General features: G+C 39.2%; 12 protein-coding genes. 8 read left to right on the top strand and 4 right to left on the bottom strand.

The annotated features are described in order from the left end of the window. Nucleotides 1-17: 17 nt before the first annotated feature. Nucleotides 18-2,486 carry a PIG-L family deacetylase gene (locus tag AC3ITD_RS00900; RefSeq protein WP_489363254.1) on the bottom strand — a complete coding sequence of 823 codons (2,469 nt, stop codon included), beginning with the start codon at nucleotides 2,484-2,486 and terminating at the stop codon, nucleotides 18-20. Between the two features lie 118 nt (nucleotides 2,487-2,604). Between AC3ITD_RS00900 and AC3ITD_RS00895 the strand changes: the two genes are divergently transcribed. The 8 genes from AC3ITD_RS00895 (at nucleotide 2,605) to AC3ITD_RS00860 (ending at nucleotide 13,660) form a co-directional block, all read left to right on the top strand. Next, on the top strand, nucleotides 2,605-3,942 hold the full coding sequence (locus AC3ITD_RS00895) for a sigma-54-dependent transcriptional regulator (protein ID WP_489363252.1): 1,338 nt from the start codon (nucleotides 2,605-2,607) through the stop codon (nucleotides 3,940-3,942). A 334-nt stretch (nucleotides 3,943-4,276) separates the two neighbouring features. Next, nucleotides 4,277-4,354 carry a potassium-transporting ATPase subunit F gene (locus AC3ITD_RS00890; protein ID WP_082468366.1) on the top strand — a complete coding sequence of 26 codons (78 nt, stop codon included), beginning with the start codon at nucleotides 4,277-4,279 and terminating at the stop codon, nucleotides 4,352-4,354. A gap of 225 nt (nucleotides 4,355-4,579) precedes the next feature. Next, on the top strand, nucleotides 4,580-6,298 hold the full coding sequence (kdpA, locus tag AC3ITD_RS00885) for a potassium-transporting ATPase subunit KdpA (protein ID WP_489363250.1): 1,719 nt from the start codon (nucleotides 4,580-4,582) through the stop codon (nucleotides 6,296-6,298). 124 nt (nucleotides 6,299-6,422) lie between these two features. After that, on the top strand, nucleotides 6,423-8,450 hold the full coding sequence (gene kdpB, locus AC3ITD_RS00880) for a potassium-transporting ATPase subunit KdpB (protein ID WP_489363248.1): 2,028 nt from the start codon (nucleotides 6,423-6,425) through the stop codon (nucleotides 8,448-8,450). Nucleotides 8,451-8,635: 185 nt separating this feature from the next. Next, nucleotides 8,636-9,196 (top strand): potassium-transporting ATPase subunit KdpC, encoded by a 561-nt coding sequence (gene kdpC, locus AC3ITD_RS00875; RefSeq protein WP_489363247.1) that lies wholly within the window; start codon nucleotides 8,636-8,638, stop codon nucleotides 9,194-9,196. Nucleotides 9,197-9,366: 170 nt separating this feature from the next. Further along, complete coding sequence (locus AC3ITD_RS00870; RefSeq protein ID WP_489363245.1) at nucleotides 9,367-10,437, top strand: porin; 1,071 nt, start codon at nucleotides 9,367-9,369, stop codon at nucleotides 10,435-10,437. A 198-nt stretch (nucleotides 10,438-10,635) separates the two neighbouring features. After that, nucleotides 10,636-11,760, top strand: a complete 1,125-nt coding sequence (locus AC3ITD_RS00865; RefSeq protein WP_489363243.1) for a sensor protein KdpD — start codon at nucleotides 10,636-10,638, stop codon at nucleotides 11,758-11,760. Between the two features lie 118 nt (nucleotides 11,761-11,878). Beyond that, nucleotides 11,879-13,660, top strand: coding sequence for a HAMP domain-containing sensor histidine kinase (locus tag AC3ITD_RS00860; protein ID WP_489363241.1), 1,782 nt, complete (start codon nucleotides 11,879-11,881; stop codon nucleotides 13,658-13,660). A 54-nt stretch (nucleotides 13,661-13,714) separates the two neighbouring features. Here the strand turns inward: AC3ITD_RS00860 and AC3ITD_RS00855 are convergent, their stop codons facing one another. The 3 genes from AC3ITD_RS00855 to AC3ITD_RS00845 all read right to left on the bottom strand — a co-directional run bounded on the left by AC3ITD_RS00855 (nucleotide 13,715) and on the right by AC3ITD_RS00845 (nucleotide 18,302). After that, nucleotides 13,715-14,191 carry an acyl-CoA thioesterase gene (locus tag AC3ITD_RS00855; protein WP_265798137.1) on the bottom strand — a complete coding sequence of 159 codons (477 nt, stop codon included), beginning with the start codon at nucleotides 14,189-14,191 and terminating at the stop codon, nucleotides 13,715-13,717. Between the two features lie 397 nt (nucleotides 14,192-14,588). Beyond that, complete coding sequence (locus AC3ITD_RS00850) at nucleotides 14,589-16,724, bottom strand: glycoside hydrolase family 97 protein (RefSeq protein ID WP_489363239.1); 2,136 nt, start codon at nucleotides 16,722-16,724, stop codon at nucleotides 14,589-14,591. 327 nt (nucleotides 16,725-17,051) lie between these two features. Further along, nucleotides 17,052-18,302, bottom strand: coding sequence for a DUF2130 domain-containing protein (locus AC3ITD_RS00845; RefSeq protein WP_265798135.1), 1,251 nt, complete (start codon nucleotides 18,300-18,302; stop codon nucleotides 17,052-17,054). Nucleotides 18,303-18,335: the final 33 nt, after the last annotated feature.

Below are 18,335 nucleotides of genomic sequence, written 5' to 3'. Positions count from 1 at the left end.
TGAGCTGGTTTTTCATCCTACTTCCCTGCTGATATAAAGTTGAAAAACAACCTTGCGGCACCTATATTTCCTGCAGGCAATTGCCTGAAAAATGCAAGTGGTGTGTAAATAAACTGGCCTTTACCGTATTTTGCATACAATGTAGATCCTTTTAACGGCTCTTCTCCAGTATCATTCATTTCGAAAAGTGTCTCGTATTTATCATCCCATTTATCTGGGAAATAAGCGCCTCGTTCCTGTACCCAACCATTAAAATCTTCTGCGGTAATTTTATTTGGATAACTTAACAGTTTATGATTTGGATTAAAAAATTTAACAGCAGCATTTTCGTCTGTAACCCTTTTACTGCTAATGCTCAATGGATATATGCCAAAATCTTGCAAAGCCATATCTTGAGTGGTGTTGTATTGCATCACGATTGTTCCACCATTTTCTACATAGCTTTTAAGCGCCACCTGCCAATTTTTAATCCGTTTATCTGTGTTGATTACCCTTACACCTGTTACTACGGCATCATAAGACGCCAACTTGCTTGGATTTAAAATATCGGCTTCGGTTAAAACATCAACCTGCAAACCAGCCTGGCGCAAAAACTCAGGAATTAAATCTCCTGCACCTTGGATATAGCCCACCTTTTTTGCCAACACTTTTACGTCGCCTTTTAATAACCAGGTTGTGGCTGGAACAAAGTATTGCAATGATGGCAAATGTGGATACTGAATCAGCACCTGGCCTCTTGTAAACTCACTATTTTCTGAAGAAAAAACTACTTCAAGCTTATTTTGAGTAGTTTTTATTCTCGCCAGATCGCCAGCAGGCAGTATAAAATCTTTAATGGTAATGGTATTCTCTGGTAAATTGATACCCGTAAAAGTGGCTATAGTTGCATTTTCTACTCTAAAAATCACTTTACCGTAATTGATGTATTTGTTGGCCTTTAAGCGAAGGGTTACTTTCAAATCTTCCTTCTCTTTTGCGAAATAAACCGGTTCGGCAAAACTTAAATCCATTGCCGGAATAATCCTCAACTGCTCTACCACATCACCCTTTACCGGGTCGAGTTTTTTATATGACAGTGGAAGTTTAACCGTAAACTTTTCGCTTCCGATTTTTAAAACAACCGAAACATTTAATGGCGATGCAAGCTCTGGCAAACCGATCAAGGTATCATTGGGCACGCTAAATGTTGCTGCATTTTTCGCCGGCTTTTCTAACCAGTAAGGTTCTGTAAGCGCAGCATTTAAAGGGATTTGAATTTTACGCTGGATGTTGATCAGCGAATCTCCAGAAATCCTTTTATTTAATACATCAGTTTGAGTGATCCAATTAACTTGTTCAAGAATTACTGGTGGAGCCCCTCTCGAAATTACATTTAAGCTGAAATTGTAGCTGTTGCCTGCAATAGCCTCTGCCTGGTTAGTTACCACTTCGCCCATAAAACCAGTACAGCTTAAAATAATGTGGTCTATGGCATTCAGTTTATCCTTCTTCAAGCTCGCATCCTGAATTTCAGAAATTCTCTGACGTAACATTAACAAGCCATGTAGACTTTTATCTGGATGATTATAATCGAAAGATAACAGGATAATATCAATCAACTCATCAATGTTATCAATTCCTTTTTCAGACCAATTAAGCGGAATTTTATCAAAAAGACTTTCTCTTGCCTGGACGCCCATAACATGGGTAAAATATTCTGTCCTGACGCCGGCTACAGATTGCGTTCCCGCTCCCTGGCTTTTATGTAAACTTCGGCTTAAACCAGCAAGTTCGCCATAACCCATTCCGAGTTGTGGATCGAATTGCCCTACCGTAACTTTCAATTGATTTTCGGAGGTTGTATTTACCAAACCAAAACGAAAAGTGTTCCAAAGCAATCTTTTCGGTTGCCAAACATCAACATACTTCAACTGGTTTGGAAACATGGTTTTATCTGCAGCTGCTTTAAATGCCTTTTCGGCAACCACCGCAGATGCCGCATGTTGCCCATGTCCTGCAGCCGCAGTTGGTGGAAAACGACAAATAATTACATCGGGTCTGAATTTTCTGATTACCCAAACTACATCTGCGGTAATGCTATCCGCATCCCACTGTTTAAAAGTATCATCGGTATTTTTAGAGAAGCCAAAATCAATTGCCCGGGTAAAAAACTGTTGTGCCCCGTCCAGTTTCCTGGCCTCCAACAACTCATGCGTTCTGATTAATCCCAAAGCAGCACCCTGTTCGGTTCCTAATAAATTCTGCCCTCCATCACCTCTGGTTAATGACAAATACGCAGTTTCTACATTTTGTTCATTTATTAGCCATGATAACAAACCGGTATTTTCATCATCGGGATGTGCCGCGAGGTAAAGAACCTTTGGAATATGCCGAAGTGTTTTAATTTCACGAAAAATTTCAGATGACTTTGCTGGCCTAATTTGTTGAGCGAAAGAGAAAAAAAAGATGAAACAGGAAATGAATACCAGGGTTAGCTTTTTAAACATAGAATTTGCTTTGTGAGACAAAGATGCTTAAAATGGTTTTATTTAGCGTAGTAGAAATGAAAAAGGTACAAATAAAGAATAATTATTAATCCTTAATATTGCACCATAAATTACACCTATGAACGGCATCGTCCTCATCATTGATGATGAAAAGAAAATCTGCAGCCTGCTTTCAAGAATTATTGAGCTGGAAGGCTTTAAAACCCTTCAGGCGAATACCGGTAAAGAAGGCTTAAATCTTTTAAAAAACAATGATGTAAGCATAGTTATCAGTGATGTGAAGTTGCCGGATGTAAATGGCGTAGCGTTGGTAAAAGATATAAAATCGCTGAAGCCTTATACCGAAGTGATTAATCTTACAGCATATGGCACCATTGCTGATGGTGTTTTAGCCATAAAAAACGGCGCTTTCGATTATCTTGTAAAGGGAGATGACAACGAAAAAATCATTCCGTTGCTTTATAGGGCAATGGAAAAGGCTAACCTTCAGCAACGTATTTTTGAACTTGATAAGAAGGTAAATTCGAAGCATAGTTTCGCAACAATTATCGGCCAATCAAAAGCATTAAAAGAGGCCATTGATCTAGCAAAGCGGGTAAGTAAAACAGATACTACCGTTTTACTTTTGGGCGAAACAGGAACAGGAAAAGAAGTTTTTGCCCAGTCTATTCATCAGGAAAGTCCAAGAGCTGCCAAGCCTTTTATTGCGTTGAATTGTAGTGGTTTTTCTCCAGAATTGCTGGAAAGTGAACTTTTCGGGTATAAGGCTGGTGCATTTACAGGAGCAAATAAAGATAAAAAGGGCTTATTGGAAGAAGCGAATGGCGGTACTTTGTTTCTCGATGAAATTGGCGAAATGAATCTCGATTTACAGGCCAAACTTCTTCGGGTGCTGGAAAACCAAAGTTTTATTAAAGTGGGCGATACTTTAACGCAGCAGGTGAATGTGCGTGTGCTTGCGGCAACAAATAAAGATTTAAAAGTTGAGGCAGCAGAAGGTAAATTCAGAGCTGACCTTTATTACCGACTTTCTGTTTTTACAATAACGCTACCACCACTAAGAGAAAGAAAAGCCGACATAACTGCTTTGGCAGCACATTACCTGAGCGAATTTTCGATCAAAGTTAACCGGCCAGAATTGAAAATGACCGACAATATATTAAATGCTTTTCAGCAGTATAGTTGGAAAGGAAATATTCGCGAACTAAAAAATGTAATTGAAAGAATGGTCATTCTTTCTGATGGAACACAACTAAACATTGCAGCACTTCCACCTGATTTTTTTGAATTTACCGCTCAGGAAAATAAATTTAACTTAAATCAAATAGAAAAACAGCACATCCAAAAGGTATTGATCCACACCAAAGGGAACAAAACAGAAACCTCGAGATTGTTGGGGATTGGCTTAACCACACTGTACCGAAAAATTGAAGAATATGGCATTGGAGAATTGTAAGATCATTGCTTCATCTTAAGCGGCAATTTGATTTTTTTTGAGTTGAAAGCAACAAGTTACTTTTAAATTTTGCTTCAGCAGTTTTTGAGAGATCACTCCGAAACGAAAAAAACCCTTCCAAAATGGAAGGGTTTTTTTATGCTTAAAACTCCACTAAAACACATAAACAACTAACAATCAGCAAACTAAAATTTTTTCATACTCATCGGCATAAGAGTTGGCAATAGGCATTTCATAAAACAATAAGTTATGACAATTATCCTATTACTCGTAATCCTTCTGCTCTGTTGGGCAACTTACAAATCAATTGATTGGTTCGAAAAAATTTAAAGCCATGTTAGCACTATTCATCATCGCAATCGCCGTATTTATCTATATGATTTACGTTTTGATTAAACCCGAAAAATTTTAAAAACAGAGAATATGGATAGCGGGGAATGGAGAATCGGAAATAAAAAATAGCCTATTTACAGATATTCTAGGCAATGGGAAATAGAAAAAATAGAATGATAGTCTACTTTCAAATACCCCAGGCAAGGGAGAATACGAAATAGGAAATGATTGCCTATTTCCAAATACCTATTTCCTATTGCCCACATCGCCATTCCTAATTTCCTATTCTCCAAAAACAAAAAAAATGAACACTGAATTAATTGGCATCATCGCCACATTCCTCTTAACCTTAATTATCGCCATCCCTTTGGGGAAATATTTGGCGAAGGTTTTTGCAGGAGAAAAAGTTTGGACAGACTTTTTAAAGCCGCTCGAAAATGGAATCTACAAATTATCCGGCATCAATATTAAAGAGCAAATGAACTGGAAACAACAGCTAAAAGCTTTACTAACCATAAATATCTTGTGGTTGGTTTACGGTTTTTTAATGCTGATATTTCAAAATAAGCTACCATTTAATCCTGATGGTAACCCTGGTATGACGCCAGATTTAGCTTTCAATACAATTATTAGCTTCGTAGCTAACTGTAACCTTCAACATTACTCAGGCGAAAGTGGCGTCAGCTATCTCACTCAACAATTTGTACTGATGTTTCTTCAGTTTGTAAGTGCCGCTACCGGTATTGCCGCGGCTGTTGTATTATTTAAAGCTTTTAGAGATAAAACAACCACCTTACTTGGTAATTTTTGGGAGTTTTTTGTAAAGGCAATTACCAGATTACTGATGCCTTTATCCATTGCTATTGCGCTAATTTTAACCTTTAACGGAACCCCGGCCAGTTACGATGCTAAAGATCAATTCCTTTCTGTACAAGGTGATACTATAAATGCTTCTCGTGGACCAGCGGCGCAAATGATTGCCATAAAACATTTGGGAACGAATGGCGGTGGGTATTTCGGTGCAAATTCTGCCCACCCATTCGAAAACCCAAGTTATTTAACCAATATGGTCGAAATGATTGCCCAGGTAATTATTCCAATTGCCATGGTTATCGCTTTCGGCTATTTCATCAGAAGAAAAAAACTAGGCTGGACAATTTTCGGCGTGATGACCATCGGTTTATTTATGCTGATGATTCCAACCCTGAACTCGGAACTTGGTGGAAACCCAGCGCTAACCAAAATGGGAATTGCACAAACTACAGGTGCAATGGAGGGCAAAGAGGTTCGTTTCGGACCTGCCGCAACTGCATATTGGAGCACATTAACTACCGTAATTTCTACAGGTTCGGTTAATGGCATGCATGATAGCACGATGCCGCTAACAGGTTTATGGCAATTGCTGGCCATGATGATTAACGGCTTGTATGGTGGTTGTGGCGTTGGCTTGCTAAACTATTTTATCTATTTAATAATCGCAGTTTTTATTTCAGGATTAATGGTGGGCAGAACGCCAGAATTTTTAGGTCACAAGGTGGAAGCCAGAGAAATCAAAATTGCGGCGATCATCACTTTATTAAGTCCGTTTTTGATCCTCGCTGGCACGGCGATTTCGAGTTACGTGTTTGCCAATTATGCCGATGCAGGTTGGGCAACACAGCCGAATAACTGGTTAAATAATCCAGGCTTCCATGGTTTCTCCGAAATGTTGTACGAGGTTACTTCCGCTAACGCCAACAATGGCTCTGGCTTTGAAGGTTTAGGCGATAATAATGTATTCTGGAACCTACTTACCGGAGTTATTATTTTTCTGGGTCGTTTCTTACCCATTATTGGTCCGGTTGCAATTGCAGGTTTGCTTGGCGCTAAAAAGTTCATTCCTGAATCTGCCGGAACATTAAAAACCGATACAAAAACCTTTGCCTTAATGACTTTTGCCGTGATTTTAGTGCTCAATGCATTGTCTTACTTTCCAGCACTGGCCCTAGGACCGTTAGCAGAATATTTTTCAATGCTCAAATAGATATAGTTGTCACATTTAGCCTGTCGAAATGATTCGGTGCTTCGACAAGCTCAGCATGACAAATTACATGATAAGAATCTGTGAAATCATTTTAATCTGTGAAATCACTTAATTAAAACTCAAAATGAAACCCAATAATAAATTGTTCGAACCTGCTTTAGTGCAAACTGCATTGAAACAATCTTTCATCAAACTAGATCCCAGATTAATGGTTCGCAACCCGGTGATGTTTACCGTGGAGGTAGGCACACTCGTGATGGCCTACGTTACGGTCTATTCTTTTAACCACAGCGGACAAGGCTCCTTTCTATATAATTTTTTCATCTTCCTGGTACTTCTGTTAACCGTTTTGTTTGCCAATTTCGCAGAGGCGATTGCCGAAGCAAGAGGAAAAGCCCAGGCCGATAGCTTACGTAAAACACGCGAAGAAACGCCAGCAAAAGTACTTTTAGCTAACGGAACGATTGAAATTCGTTCGTCAAATCAATTAAAAAAAGGCGATGTTTTTGTTTGCGAAACGGGTGACACGATTCCAACCGATGGCGAAATTATCGAAGGCATTGCTATCATTGATGAGTCGGCCATTACCGGAGAATCTGCCCCGGTAATTCGTGAATCAGGTGGCGATAAATCTTCAGTGACCGGCGGAACCAAAGTGTTATCTGATGAAATAAAAGTTCAGGTGAGTACAGCTCCAGGCGAAAGTTTTTTAGATAAAATGATTGCCTTGGTAGAAGGTGCGTCCCGCCAGAAAACTCCAAATGAAATCGCGTTAACAATTTTACTGGCCAGTTTTACCTTAGTGTTTATCATCGTTTGTGTAACGTTAAAACCATTTGCCGATTACGCAAATACACCGATTACCATTGCAGCTTTAATTTCACTTTTCGTTTGCTTAATCCCCACTACTATTGGCGGCTTATTATCAGCCATCGGCATTGCCGGAATGGACAGAGCTTTAAGAGCAAACGTGATTACCAAATCAGGTAAAGCGGTGGAAACCGCTGGCGATATTGATGTTCTATTATTGGATAAAACCGGAACGATCACCATCGGAAATCGCAAAGCAACCAACTTCTACCCAACTGCCGGCGTAGTGATTAAAGATTTTACCGATGCATGTGTTTTAAGTTCTTTGGCTGATGAAACACCAGAAGGAAAATCAATTATTGAGTTGGCAAACGAGCAGGGCTTTAAAAATTCAGGCACACCAGCAGGTTCAACATTTATTAAGTTTACAGCCGAAACACGCTCCAGCGGATTAGATACTGCCGACGGAAGAAGGATTAGAAAAGGTGCGTTCGATTCTATTAGAAATATTGTTGAAAAAGCAGGAAATATTTTTCCTTCGGATATTGCAGACCATGTAAAAAGCATTGCAACCAACGGCGGAACGCCACTAGTGGTTTCTGAAAATGAAAAAGCTTTAGGCGTAATCGAATTGCAGGATATCATTAAACCAGGCATTAGCGAACGGTTTGAGCGTTTACGCAAAATGGGTGTTAAAACAGTAATGGTAACGGGCGATAATCCATTAACTGCTAAATACATCGCCGAAAAAGCAGGTGTAGACGATTTTATCGCAGAAGCAAAACCAGAGGATAAAATGAACTACATTAAAGACGAGCAGGCCTTAGGCAAACTTGTTGCAATGATGGGCGACGGTACCAATGATGCGCCTGCACTTGCGCAGGCAGATGTTGGTGTGGCCATGAATAGCGGAACACAAGCTGCTAAAGAAGCTGGTAACATGGTAGATTTGGACAATGATCCAACCAAATTAATTGAAATTGTAGAAATTGGAAAACAGCTGTTAATTACCCGTGGCACGCTAACTACTTTCTCTATCGCAAACGATGTGGCTAAGTATTTCGCTATTGTTCCTGCCTTATTTATTGCATCCATTCCTGCCTTGCAAAGTTTAAACATTATGGGCTTGCACACACCCGAAAGTGCGATTATGTCGGCAGTGATTTTCAATGCGATTATCATTCCTATACTAATTCCACTGGCGCTTAAAGGCGTGGCTTACAAGCCAATTGGCGCTACGGCTTTGCTCCGCAGAAACTTATTTATCTATGGCATCGGAGGTATTGTCGCTCCGTTTATCGGCATCAAATTAATTGATTTAGTAATTGGCTTATTTGTTTAAAAATGAGGAATAGAGAATTGTAAATAGAGAATAGATTCAATAAATAATGGCAATTAGCCCGTTTACCAATACCTATTTCCTAATTCCAAAATCCATTTCATTAAAAAATTAAAATCTGTTCTCTATTCACTACTACCCATTTCTCAATATCAACAACTACTTATTTCTCTTAAAATTTAAATAAAATGAAAAAATACATCATACAATCGCTACGCTTAACCTTAGTTTTAATCGTATTATTATGCATCATCTACCCCATCAGTATTGCTATAGCTGGAAAACTTGCCCGAGGAAATGGCGGGGGCGAGAAAATTGTAAAAAATGGCAAAACAATCGGCTACGAATTATTGGGCCAATCTTTTACCAAACCCGAATACTTCTGGGGCAGACCATCGGCTGTTAATTACAATGCTGCAGGCTCGGCCGGCTCAAACAAAGGACCATCCAATCCTGATTATTTAAAAGAAGTTCAATCCAGAGTTGATACCCTTTTGAAATATAATCCTGGCTTACAAAAATCAAATATTCCTGCTGATATGGTTACGGCATCGGGCAGTGGTTTAGACCCAAATATCTCCGAGCAAGGTGCAGAAATTCAGATAGCAAGAGTAGCCAAAGCTAGAAATATCAGTCAACAAAAAGTGAAGGAATTAGTGGCTATGAACACCCTACAACCTTTATTTGGATTATTCGGTCCATCATCAGTAAATGTTTTGAAACTGAATTTGGCATTAGATAACTTGTAACAAAAAATGCCGTCATTGCAAGGCACGAAGCAATCTTAATGCACTCGCTGCTTTATAACTTTCGTTGTAGGATTGCTTCGTGCCTCGCAATGACGACCGTGTAAAAAATCTGTGTAATCCTTAGATCCGTGTAATCATCCCGAAGGAAAATCAGCAATCACTTAATCGAAATGAAAAAATTAATCACCCTTATCGCAACATTAACAGCATCTCTAACTACTTTAGCACAAGATGAACCCAAAGTAAAGTTCTCTGGTTACCTAGAAACTTACTATGGTTACGATTTTAACAAACCAGCCGACCATAACAGACCCGCTTTCATTTACTCGCACAACCGGGCGAATGAAGTGAATTTAAACCTGGGTTTTATCAAAGCAGCTTACGAAAGCAGTTCAATCAGGGCGAATTTAGCGCTGATGGCCGGTACCTACACTAATGCGAATTTAGCCGCAGAGCCTGGCGTACTTAAAAATATTTTTGAAGCTAACGCTGGCGTAAAACTTTCAAAAACAGAAAATCTATGGATTGACGCAGGGATATTTTCCTCACACATCGGATTCGAAAGCGCCGTTTCGAAAGACTGCTGGGTTTTAACCAGAAATATTTCTTCGGAAAACACACCTTATTATGAATCTGGAGCTAAAATCACCTATGAAACAAAAGATGGAAAATTGACGGCCACACTACTCTACCTGAATGGATGGCAAAGAATCACCCGCCAAAATGGAAACAATAAACCTGCGGGTGGCTTGCAGTTAACCTGGAAACCAACGACAAAAATTACGGTAAACTATAGCAATTACCGGGGAACAGAGGGCGCAGATTCCGTTCGCGTAAACCGTTTCTACCACAACATTTATGGTATCTTCCAGCTCAGCGATAAATTCGGACTAACACTGGGTTTGGATTATGGTACTCAACAGCAATCAAAAGACAATCACAGCAAAAATGAGGTATTTTCTCCGGTAGTTATTGCGCAATACAAATTTGCAGAAAAATGGGCAGTAGCCGGTCGGTTTGAATATTACGAAGACAAAAATGGCATTTTCATATCTACAGGAACAACAAATGGATTTAAAACGAAAGGTTATTCTTTAAACGTAGATTATTCGCCAATTCCAAATGCGGTAGTCAGATTGGAAGGTAAAACCTATGACAGCAAGGACAAAATTTTTGCAAGAGAAAACAATTCCGTTAATGTCAATACAACATTAACAGCAAGTATTGCTGTTTCATTTTAAAAATACTGCCACGGGAGCACTAAAATTACAGAATATTTCGGCGCCAATCTAACGCCTCAGTCTCTGTCCTCACAGACCGAAACGCTAACAAACAAGTAATGGTGTGTGGGGACACAAACCATGGGAAAGAGAAAGTTAGAGTAGTGCTCATTAGTTGCAGATTCTTCGTTCCTCAGAATGACAAAAAGTAAAATATCAATGCAAGAAAAAGACGATTCGGTTAAACATTTTCTCGAACTCATACAAAAATCGAGAAGGGGCAAACTCAAGATTTATATTGGGATGAGTGCCGGTGTAGGCAAAACCTATCGAATGCTGCAGGAAAGCCATGCGCTTTTACGCAACGGCATCGATGTTTGCATTGGCTACGTGGAAACGCACCGGCGGGCAGAAACGGAAGCCTTGGTAAATGATTTGCCCCTAATTGCCAGGAAGAAAATTTTTTACCGGGGAAAAGAAATTGAGGAGATGGATTTGCAGGGAATTTTGAATCGGCACCCTGAAATTGTTGTGGTTGATGAACTGGCACACACCAACGCCGGGGGAAGTAAAAACGGCAAACGTTGGCAAGACGTTTTCGATTTGCTGGAAGCTGGCATCAGTGTTATTTCGGCGGTTAATATTCAGCATCTCGAGAGTATCAATGAAGAAATCGAACGCATCACGGGCATCGGCGTAACGGAACGTATTCCCGATAAAATTTTGGAAATTGCTGATGAGATTGTGAATATTGATTTAACGGCTGATGAATTGGTTACGCGTTTAAAAGAAGGCAAAATTTACGACAAAAGTAAACTCGAACAGGCTTTGTCGAATTTTTTTCAGTCAGATAAAATTTTGCAGTTGAGAGAGCTGGCCTTAAAGGAAGTAGTTCATCAGGTGGAGCGGAAAATTAAAACCGAAATACCAAAATCAGTTAAATTGAGGTCGGAAAAGTTTTTAGCCTGCATCTCTTCTAATTCGGAAACTGCTGGTGTGGTTATTCGAAAAACAGCAAGGCTTGCTTCCTACTACCACTCTCCTTGGATGGTACTCTACGTACAAAGTGATGCAGAAAGCTTTGATAAAATCAAGCTTGATAAACAACGCCATCTCATTAACCATTTTAAACTCGCTACAGAACTAGGTGCCGAAGTGGTGAAAACAAAAAGCAATCAAATTACCCAAACCATTATTAACATGGCCACAAAAAAAGAAATCACCACCATTTGTATTGGAAAGCCACATTTAAATATTTTCCAGGTAATCATGCGAACGGCAATTTTTAATCAGCTGTTGCGTAATTTAGCCGCCAAAGAAATTGATTTGGTTATACTTTCTTAAAAATCTAACCGCAAAGCACACAAAGAAAAGGCGCAAAGAACACAAAGACTAGGACACTTAACTTTGCGCTTCTTTGCGGAAAACTTGGCGAGCTTTGCGGTTAACAAATTAAACCACCATGAAAATTAAAACCAAGCTTCGTCTCGGATTTGGGTTCCTCTTTATAATTGTTTTATCCTTCGGATTAATTGCATTGTTTTTTCTAAACGAGCTTTCAGATAAATCAAAAGTAATCCTGAAAGACAATTACAAATCCTTAAAATATGTTGCTGCAATGCGAACTATTTTGGATGAAGGAGTATTTCCTTTATCGAAAAGACAAGCGCAAATATTTGAAGATAACTTAAAAAACGAGGGCCAAAATATCACCGAGAATGGTGAAAAAGTCGCTTATCAAAACCTGGCTTTAGCTTACAAGAAATTGCAGCAACCTACCGGAAAAATCGATTTGAAAACCTTACGATCTGCACTGCAAAGTATCGAAGAAATAAATATGAAAGCCATCTACGACAAAAATGAACTGGCAAACAAAACGTCGGCAAATGCAAATATGTATATTTCCATTGCAGCGGGCTTAAGTTTTTTAATTCTATTTACTTTCATTGTTAATTTCCCTGGCTTTGTGGCTAATCCGTTGGCAGAATTTAGCGATGCCATTAAACAAATCAGCAGGAAAAACTACAAGCAACGTTTGCATTTCAATAATCAAGACGAATTTACAGAACTTGCAGATGCGTTTAACGTCATGGTAAAGAAATTGAACGAGTGGGAAAATAGTAATCTCTCCAAAATAAAGTCGGAAAAATCCAGAATTGAAGCCATTATTGCTCAAATGCAAGATGCCATTATTGGCTTAAATGAAAAAGGCGAAGTGTTATTTTTAAATCATTTGGCAGCAAAGCTGATGAGTGTTGATGAGGAGAAAGTTATCGGGCAGAACATCACCGAACTGGTTAAAAAGAATGAATTGTTCAAAAGAATTACCCAACCCGAAACGGAGGATAAAACCCTTAAAATATATGCCGATGAAAAGGAATCTTACTTCCTTTTGGAAAACCGCGAAATCGTGATCCCAAATTATGATGAGCAGGATGAAAAGGCACTCACCGCATCGTCAAAATCTGCAGGGAGTGTTTATGTGTTAAAAAATATTACTCAATTTAAGGAACTTGATGAAGCCAAAACAAATTTCATTGCTACGGTTTCGCATGAGTTGAAAACTCCGTTATCTTCCATTAAAATGAGTTTGAAACTGCTTAACGATCATCGGGTAGGTTCGGTAAATGAGGAACAGAATCAGCTACTCAACCATATTAAGGAAGATAGTGACAGGCTTCTAAAAATCACCGGTGAATTACTGGATTTATCGCAGGTAGAAACCGGAAATTTGAAGTTAACATTTGCCCTAACCGAGCCAAAGGAAATTGTAAACTATGCATTAGATGCCGTAAAGTTTCAGGCTGAACAGAAACTAATTCAACTCGAACTCAACTGTGCTGAAAATCTACCAAAGGTGAATGCCGATATTCAAAAAACGGCTTGGGTTTTAGTAAACTTTTTATCAAATGCCTTGCGTTATAGTTCAGAAAAATCGAAGGTTGTGATAGATGTTTTTCAAAAAGGCAAATTTGTTCAATTCTCGGTAAAAGACTATGGAAAAGGAATTGAAGAGAAATATCAAAAACGATTATTCGACCGCTATTTCCAAGTACCTACTGATGGGCAAAACAAATCTGGTTCTGGATTGGGTTTAGCCATATCAAAAGATTTTATCGAAGCAGAAGACGGAAAAATATGGATAGAAAGTGCGCTTGGCGAAGGCAGTAAGTTTAGTTTTGTGTTGCCAAGTGTAGCTTCTATCGCTACAAGTAACTTAGAAATAAAGAAATGTAATCAATAAATGGAGCCGAAGGGATTCGAACAGTTGTCCATTGTTATTTGAACACTAAATTGGCTAAACAATATAAGGTTCCATTTCTTTATCAATGCTTTTTCTTAACTCCATTAATTTTATAGCATAGCCATGCATAGCAATTTCCTTTTCAGTTTTTGGTTTAAATGCTGGGATTGGTTGCGGTTGGCCCTCATCATTTACCGCCACAAAAACAATGATACAGTGTGTGTTTTTGACAAAATCGGCTTTACCCACAGGTTTTGAATAAGCATCTACAGCGATGTGCATACTGGTTTTACCGGTGTAAATAATTCTCGCTTCCATTTTTACCAGATGCCCGATATGTACGGGATGGAAAAATCGGATGCCGCCTACATAAACCGTTACGCAGTAAGATTCGCTCCATTGCAAAGCACAGGCAAATGCCGCCTGGTCAATCCATTTCATCATCATACCGCCATGAACTTTGCCACCATAATTTACATCAGATGGTTCGCTTAAAAACTGTAGTTCGATGTGATTTTTGGTTCTGGCCATAATTGTGAGTTTGCGTAGATTAAGTTTTCAACCGCAAAGTACAAAAAGTGAAAACGCAAAGAAAGAAATTTGGATTTTTTAGATGAAAACTTAACTATTATTGCTCCGATGCATGTTTCGGTGAGGATTAATCTACTTCATAAAAATCAATATAATGGCTTTAAGAACGGTCGTCATTGCTGAGGCACGAAGCAATCCTGGTATGGAAGCTATTAAACTTTTCGCTTTAAGATTGCTTCGTACCTAGCAAGGACGAAAAACCTATCATAAATCACAGAGGAGATCATTTTAATCTGCGGGCGTATTTTTCAAAAAACACCATTAAAAAAGTCGTTCCACTTGGAACGACTTGAACTGAATAAATCACTGAAAGACCTAACGTTCTTCGCAGTCAAACTTACTTCGCCATGATGCTGATTGCATAACCACCACCCGGCGCACAATTCAGCGTTAATTTTGTTTTATTGGTCACCTCCATTTTACGAATGGTGTAAGCTTTAGGATTAGTTTCGTAATGCGCACCTTTCGCATCAGCATAAATGGTTGCGATATATTTTTTACCGGCATCTAAAAAGCTGAAATCTATTCTCGACGTACGGGCAATTTCATCATTGGTGCGACCCACAAACCAATTGTTTTTGCCTTTGGCTTTACGGGCGAAGGTAATATAATCTCCTGGTTCGGCTTCCAAAACTTTGCTATCATCCCAATCAACCGCCACATCTTTAATAAACTGGAAAGCATCCATGTATTTGTTATAAGTTTCAGGCAAGTCGGCCGCCATTTGCAGCGGACTATACATGGTAACATAAAGTGCAAGCTGACGGGCAAGTGTGCTGTGAACAAATGAATTATTTTCTGGATTATAAGCACTCACCTTCGTTTCGAAAATGCCAGGTGTGTAATCCATCGGACCGCCGATTAAACGAGTAAATGGCAAAATTGTAGTGTGATCTGCATTGTTACCACCAAATGCCTCATATTCTGTTCCTCTGGCAGATTCATTACCAATTAAATTTGGGTAAGTACGGGCCAAACCAGTCGGCCGAACGGCCTCATGTGCATTTACCATAATTTTATATTCAGCTGCCTTTTGGATGGCATACAAATAATGATTGTTTAACCACTGCCCGTAATGATGTTCGCCACGAGGAATCATATTGCCTACATAACCACTCTTTACTGCATCGTACCCATTGGCTTTCATAAACTTATAAGCAGTATCAATGTGTCTTTCATAGTTACGAACAGAAGAAGAAGTTTCGTGGTGCATTATCATTTTGATGCCTTTGCTTGCTGCATAGCGATGCAATTCTTTCACATCAAAATCAGGGTAAGGCGTTACGAAATCGAAAACATAATCTTTTGTTTTCCCAAACCAATCTTCCCATCCTTCGTTCCAGCCTTCAACCAATACCGCATCCAAGCCATTTTTCGCAGCGAAATCGATGTATTCTTTTACATGAGCGGTGTTTGCAGCATGTTTACCATTTGGTTTTGTTTTAGCATAATCGGTTACGCCAAGTTGTACACTGGTTAAATTATTATAAGCCCAGGTACTTTTTCCGGTGATCATTTCCCACCAAACGCCAACATATTTTGTGGGCTTAATCCATGAAACTTCTTTAAATTTTGTTGGTTCGTTAAGGTTGTAGGTTAATTTAGATGTCAAGATATCACCTGCTTTATCGCCTACGATGATGGTTCTCCATGGTGATAAACACGGCGCTTGCAGATAACCCTTATCCCCTACCGCATCTGGCGTTAACCATGATTCCAAAACCATATTTTTATCGTCGAGATTCAACGACATTAATGAATAGTTGATTAACGCTGCCTCATGAATATTGATGTACAAACCGTCTTTGCTCTTCATCATCAAAGGCGTTTGTAAGCCCGTTGGTGAAAAAGTAGTTTGAGATGCATTTGGTGTTACCGCAGCCTTCATTTTGCTGCGAACTTCTGATAAGTTTGAAGTTACCGTACTGTATTCTTGCGTATCATAATCGCCAGGCAACCAAAATGCTTTGTGATCTCCTGCTAAGGCGAATTGCGTTCTTTCTTCTTTGATTACGAAATAATCAAGATTTTTTTGCTCCGGAAACTCATATCTAAATCCTAAACCATCATTAAATAAGCGCAACCGGATGATGATGAAACGGTTCGTTTCTTTCTGTGTTAATGTTATAGCCAGTTCGTTGTAATGATTTACAATTTCTTTCACTTCTCCCCAAACAGGTTTCCAGGTTTCGTTGAAGGTACTGGCTTTAGAATCGGTAATGGTAAAACCATTTAAAAATGATTTACCGTCTTTTAGTTCTAAACCTAGTTTACTGGTTTTGATTACTTCTTTACCTTTATACTTTAGGCTGTAGGTTGGTACGCCGCTGTCAGTCAATAAAAAACTGGCTACTAAGTTTGCATCCGGCGATTTTAATTCCTGTCCGGAAACGTTCCCGGAAAAAAGAAAAATGCAAATGAATACCAGAAGTTTATAAGGGCTAAGGGATTTGTGGGTTAGGTTTTTATTCACTTTATATAATTTAATGTTTGTAATTCTTTTATTTGGTTTCGTCATTTCTACCTTTCGGAGAAATTTTTAAAGGTCTCTTCATTCCGCTGCGCTTCAATCGGGATGACGTGACGACCGACTTAAAGCAGTTCGCTTAGCCATCTCGTTTGGCTGAATCTACGTTAGCAGTTTTTGTATTTATTTTACTGTCATTCTGAACGCAGTGAAGAATCCGTAACGAACAGCACTATATAAAATTAACCCACTAATTTCTGTAACTAAATTTTTCGGGACCAGCATTCCAGACCATGAGATTCTTCACTGTATTCAGCATGACAAGCTCTTATTTTAATCCAACAGCAATGTTTCATCATCATCGGTTAAACTTAACTGAATACTATCGCTACCGGCGATTCCTTCAATTGAACCACGAATGTGCGTTGCATTTAACAATACTTTTTCGAGTTGCTTTTCGCGGGCTTTCCACAAACGTTCCATGGCATCGCGTTCGCGTTGGATAGACAACTTCATACTCATAAAACCTTCGCGAATGGCTTTCCATTGCTCTGAAAATTCAGCTCCGGTGAGGTAATCGTAAAGCATGTGCATTTTGTCACCGCGATTTTCCTGCGATTTCATAGCGCTCGACAAACGTAAAATTCCATCACGCAGCACATAAGCCACTGCATTTACTTCTTCAAAAGAGCAAATCCAAACCCCGTCTTTTTGTCCAAAGCAATCCATACCTTTTGGGTAACACTGACTTACAATCACCGCCACATCAACGCCCATGCTTCGCATATCTTTCTTCAGCTTTTCAATCCAGTCGCCACCAAAATCTTTTGTACGCTTGCTTTCATAAATAATTTTCCCGCATTCCTGTCCGAAATTGTTGCGCACCACCTGCACACAATCGGCACCACGAACGCCCTTCCCAACTTCTTCAATCAAATCAAAAGGAAAATTACTGCGCAACAATTCTTCTAAAATCAACTCTTGCACTTCGCCTTGCAGCTGCATGCTGCCCTGCTCGGCCTTACGTTTCATTTCTTCGGCCAGCTTTTTCTGATCATCAAGTTGTTTCTCCAACTCTTTTAAGCGAAGCTGATGTTCGGTATCTTTGATGCTGTTTTTTTCGGCTTCCTGCTTGCGAATTTGCTCTACCAACTCATTGCGTTGCTCCTGCATTTTGCGTTGGAAAGCCAATTCCATCTCCTCTTCCTTAATTTTTAAGCTTTCCTCACGTTTCAGAAACTGAAGTTCCTTTTCCCGTGCCAGTCTTAATTTTTCGGCATTGTCCTTTGCAGAACCTTCCAACATCTGAAGTTTAGTCTCATAATCCGAAGCAATACTTTTACGTAAATTCTCTTCTAAATCGCCCTTGAGTTTGTTTTTCTCTTCAACCAGTTTTGCATCAAAAGCCTTTTGCTGCAGTTGCTTTTCATTTTCTATTGTGGCAAGCTTACGCTGAAATTCTTCATCTTTTTGTTTGGTAAAAGTGACCATTTTCTCACGCAGCTCTTTCTTATAATCTTCGGCCATTGCTTCTTCCATCGGAAAAACATGGGCACAGTTCGGACATTTAATTTCGGTGGCCATATATAATTTTTTTACTTCAGAAAAAACTGAAGT

This window comes from Pedobacter sp. KH_004 (genome assembly GCF_057840755.1).
The sequence above is the reverse complement of the archived record's forward strand: the minus strand, read 5'-3'. Positions and strand labels throughout refer to the sequence as shown.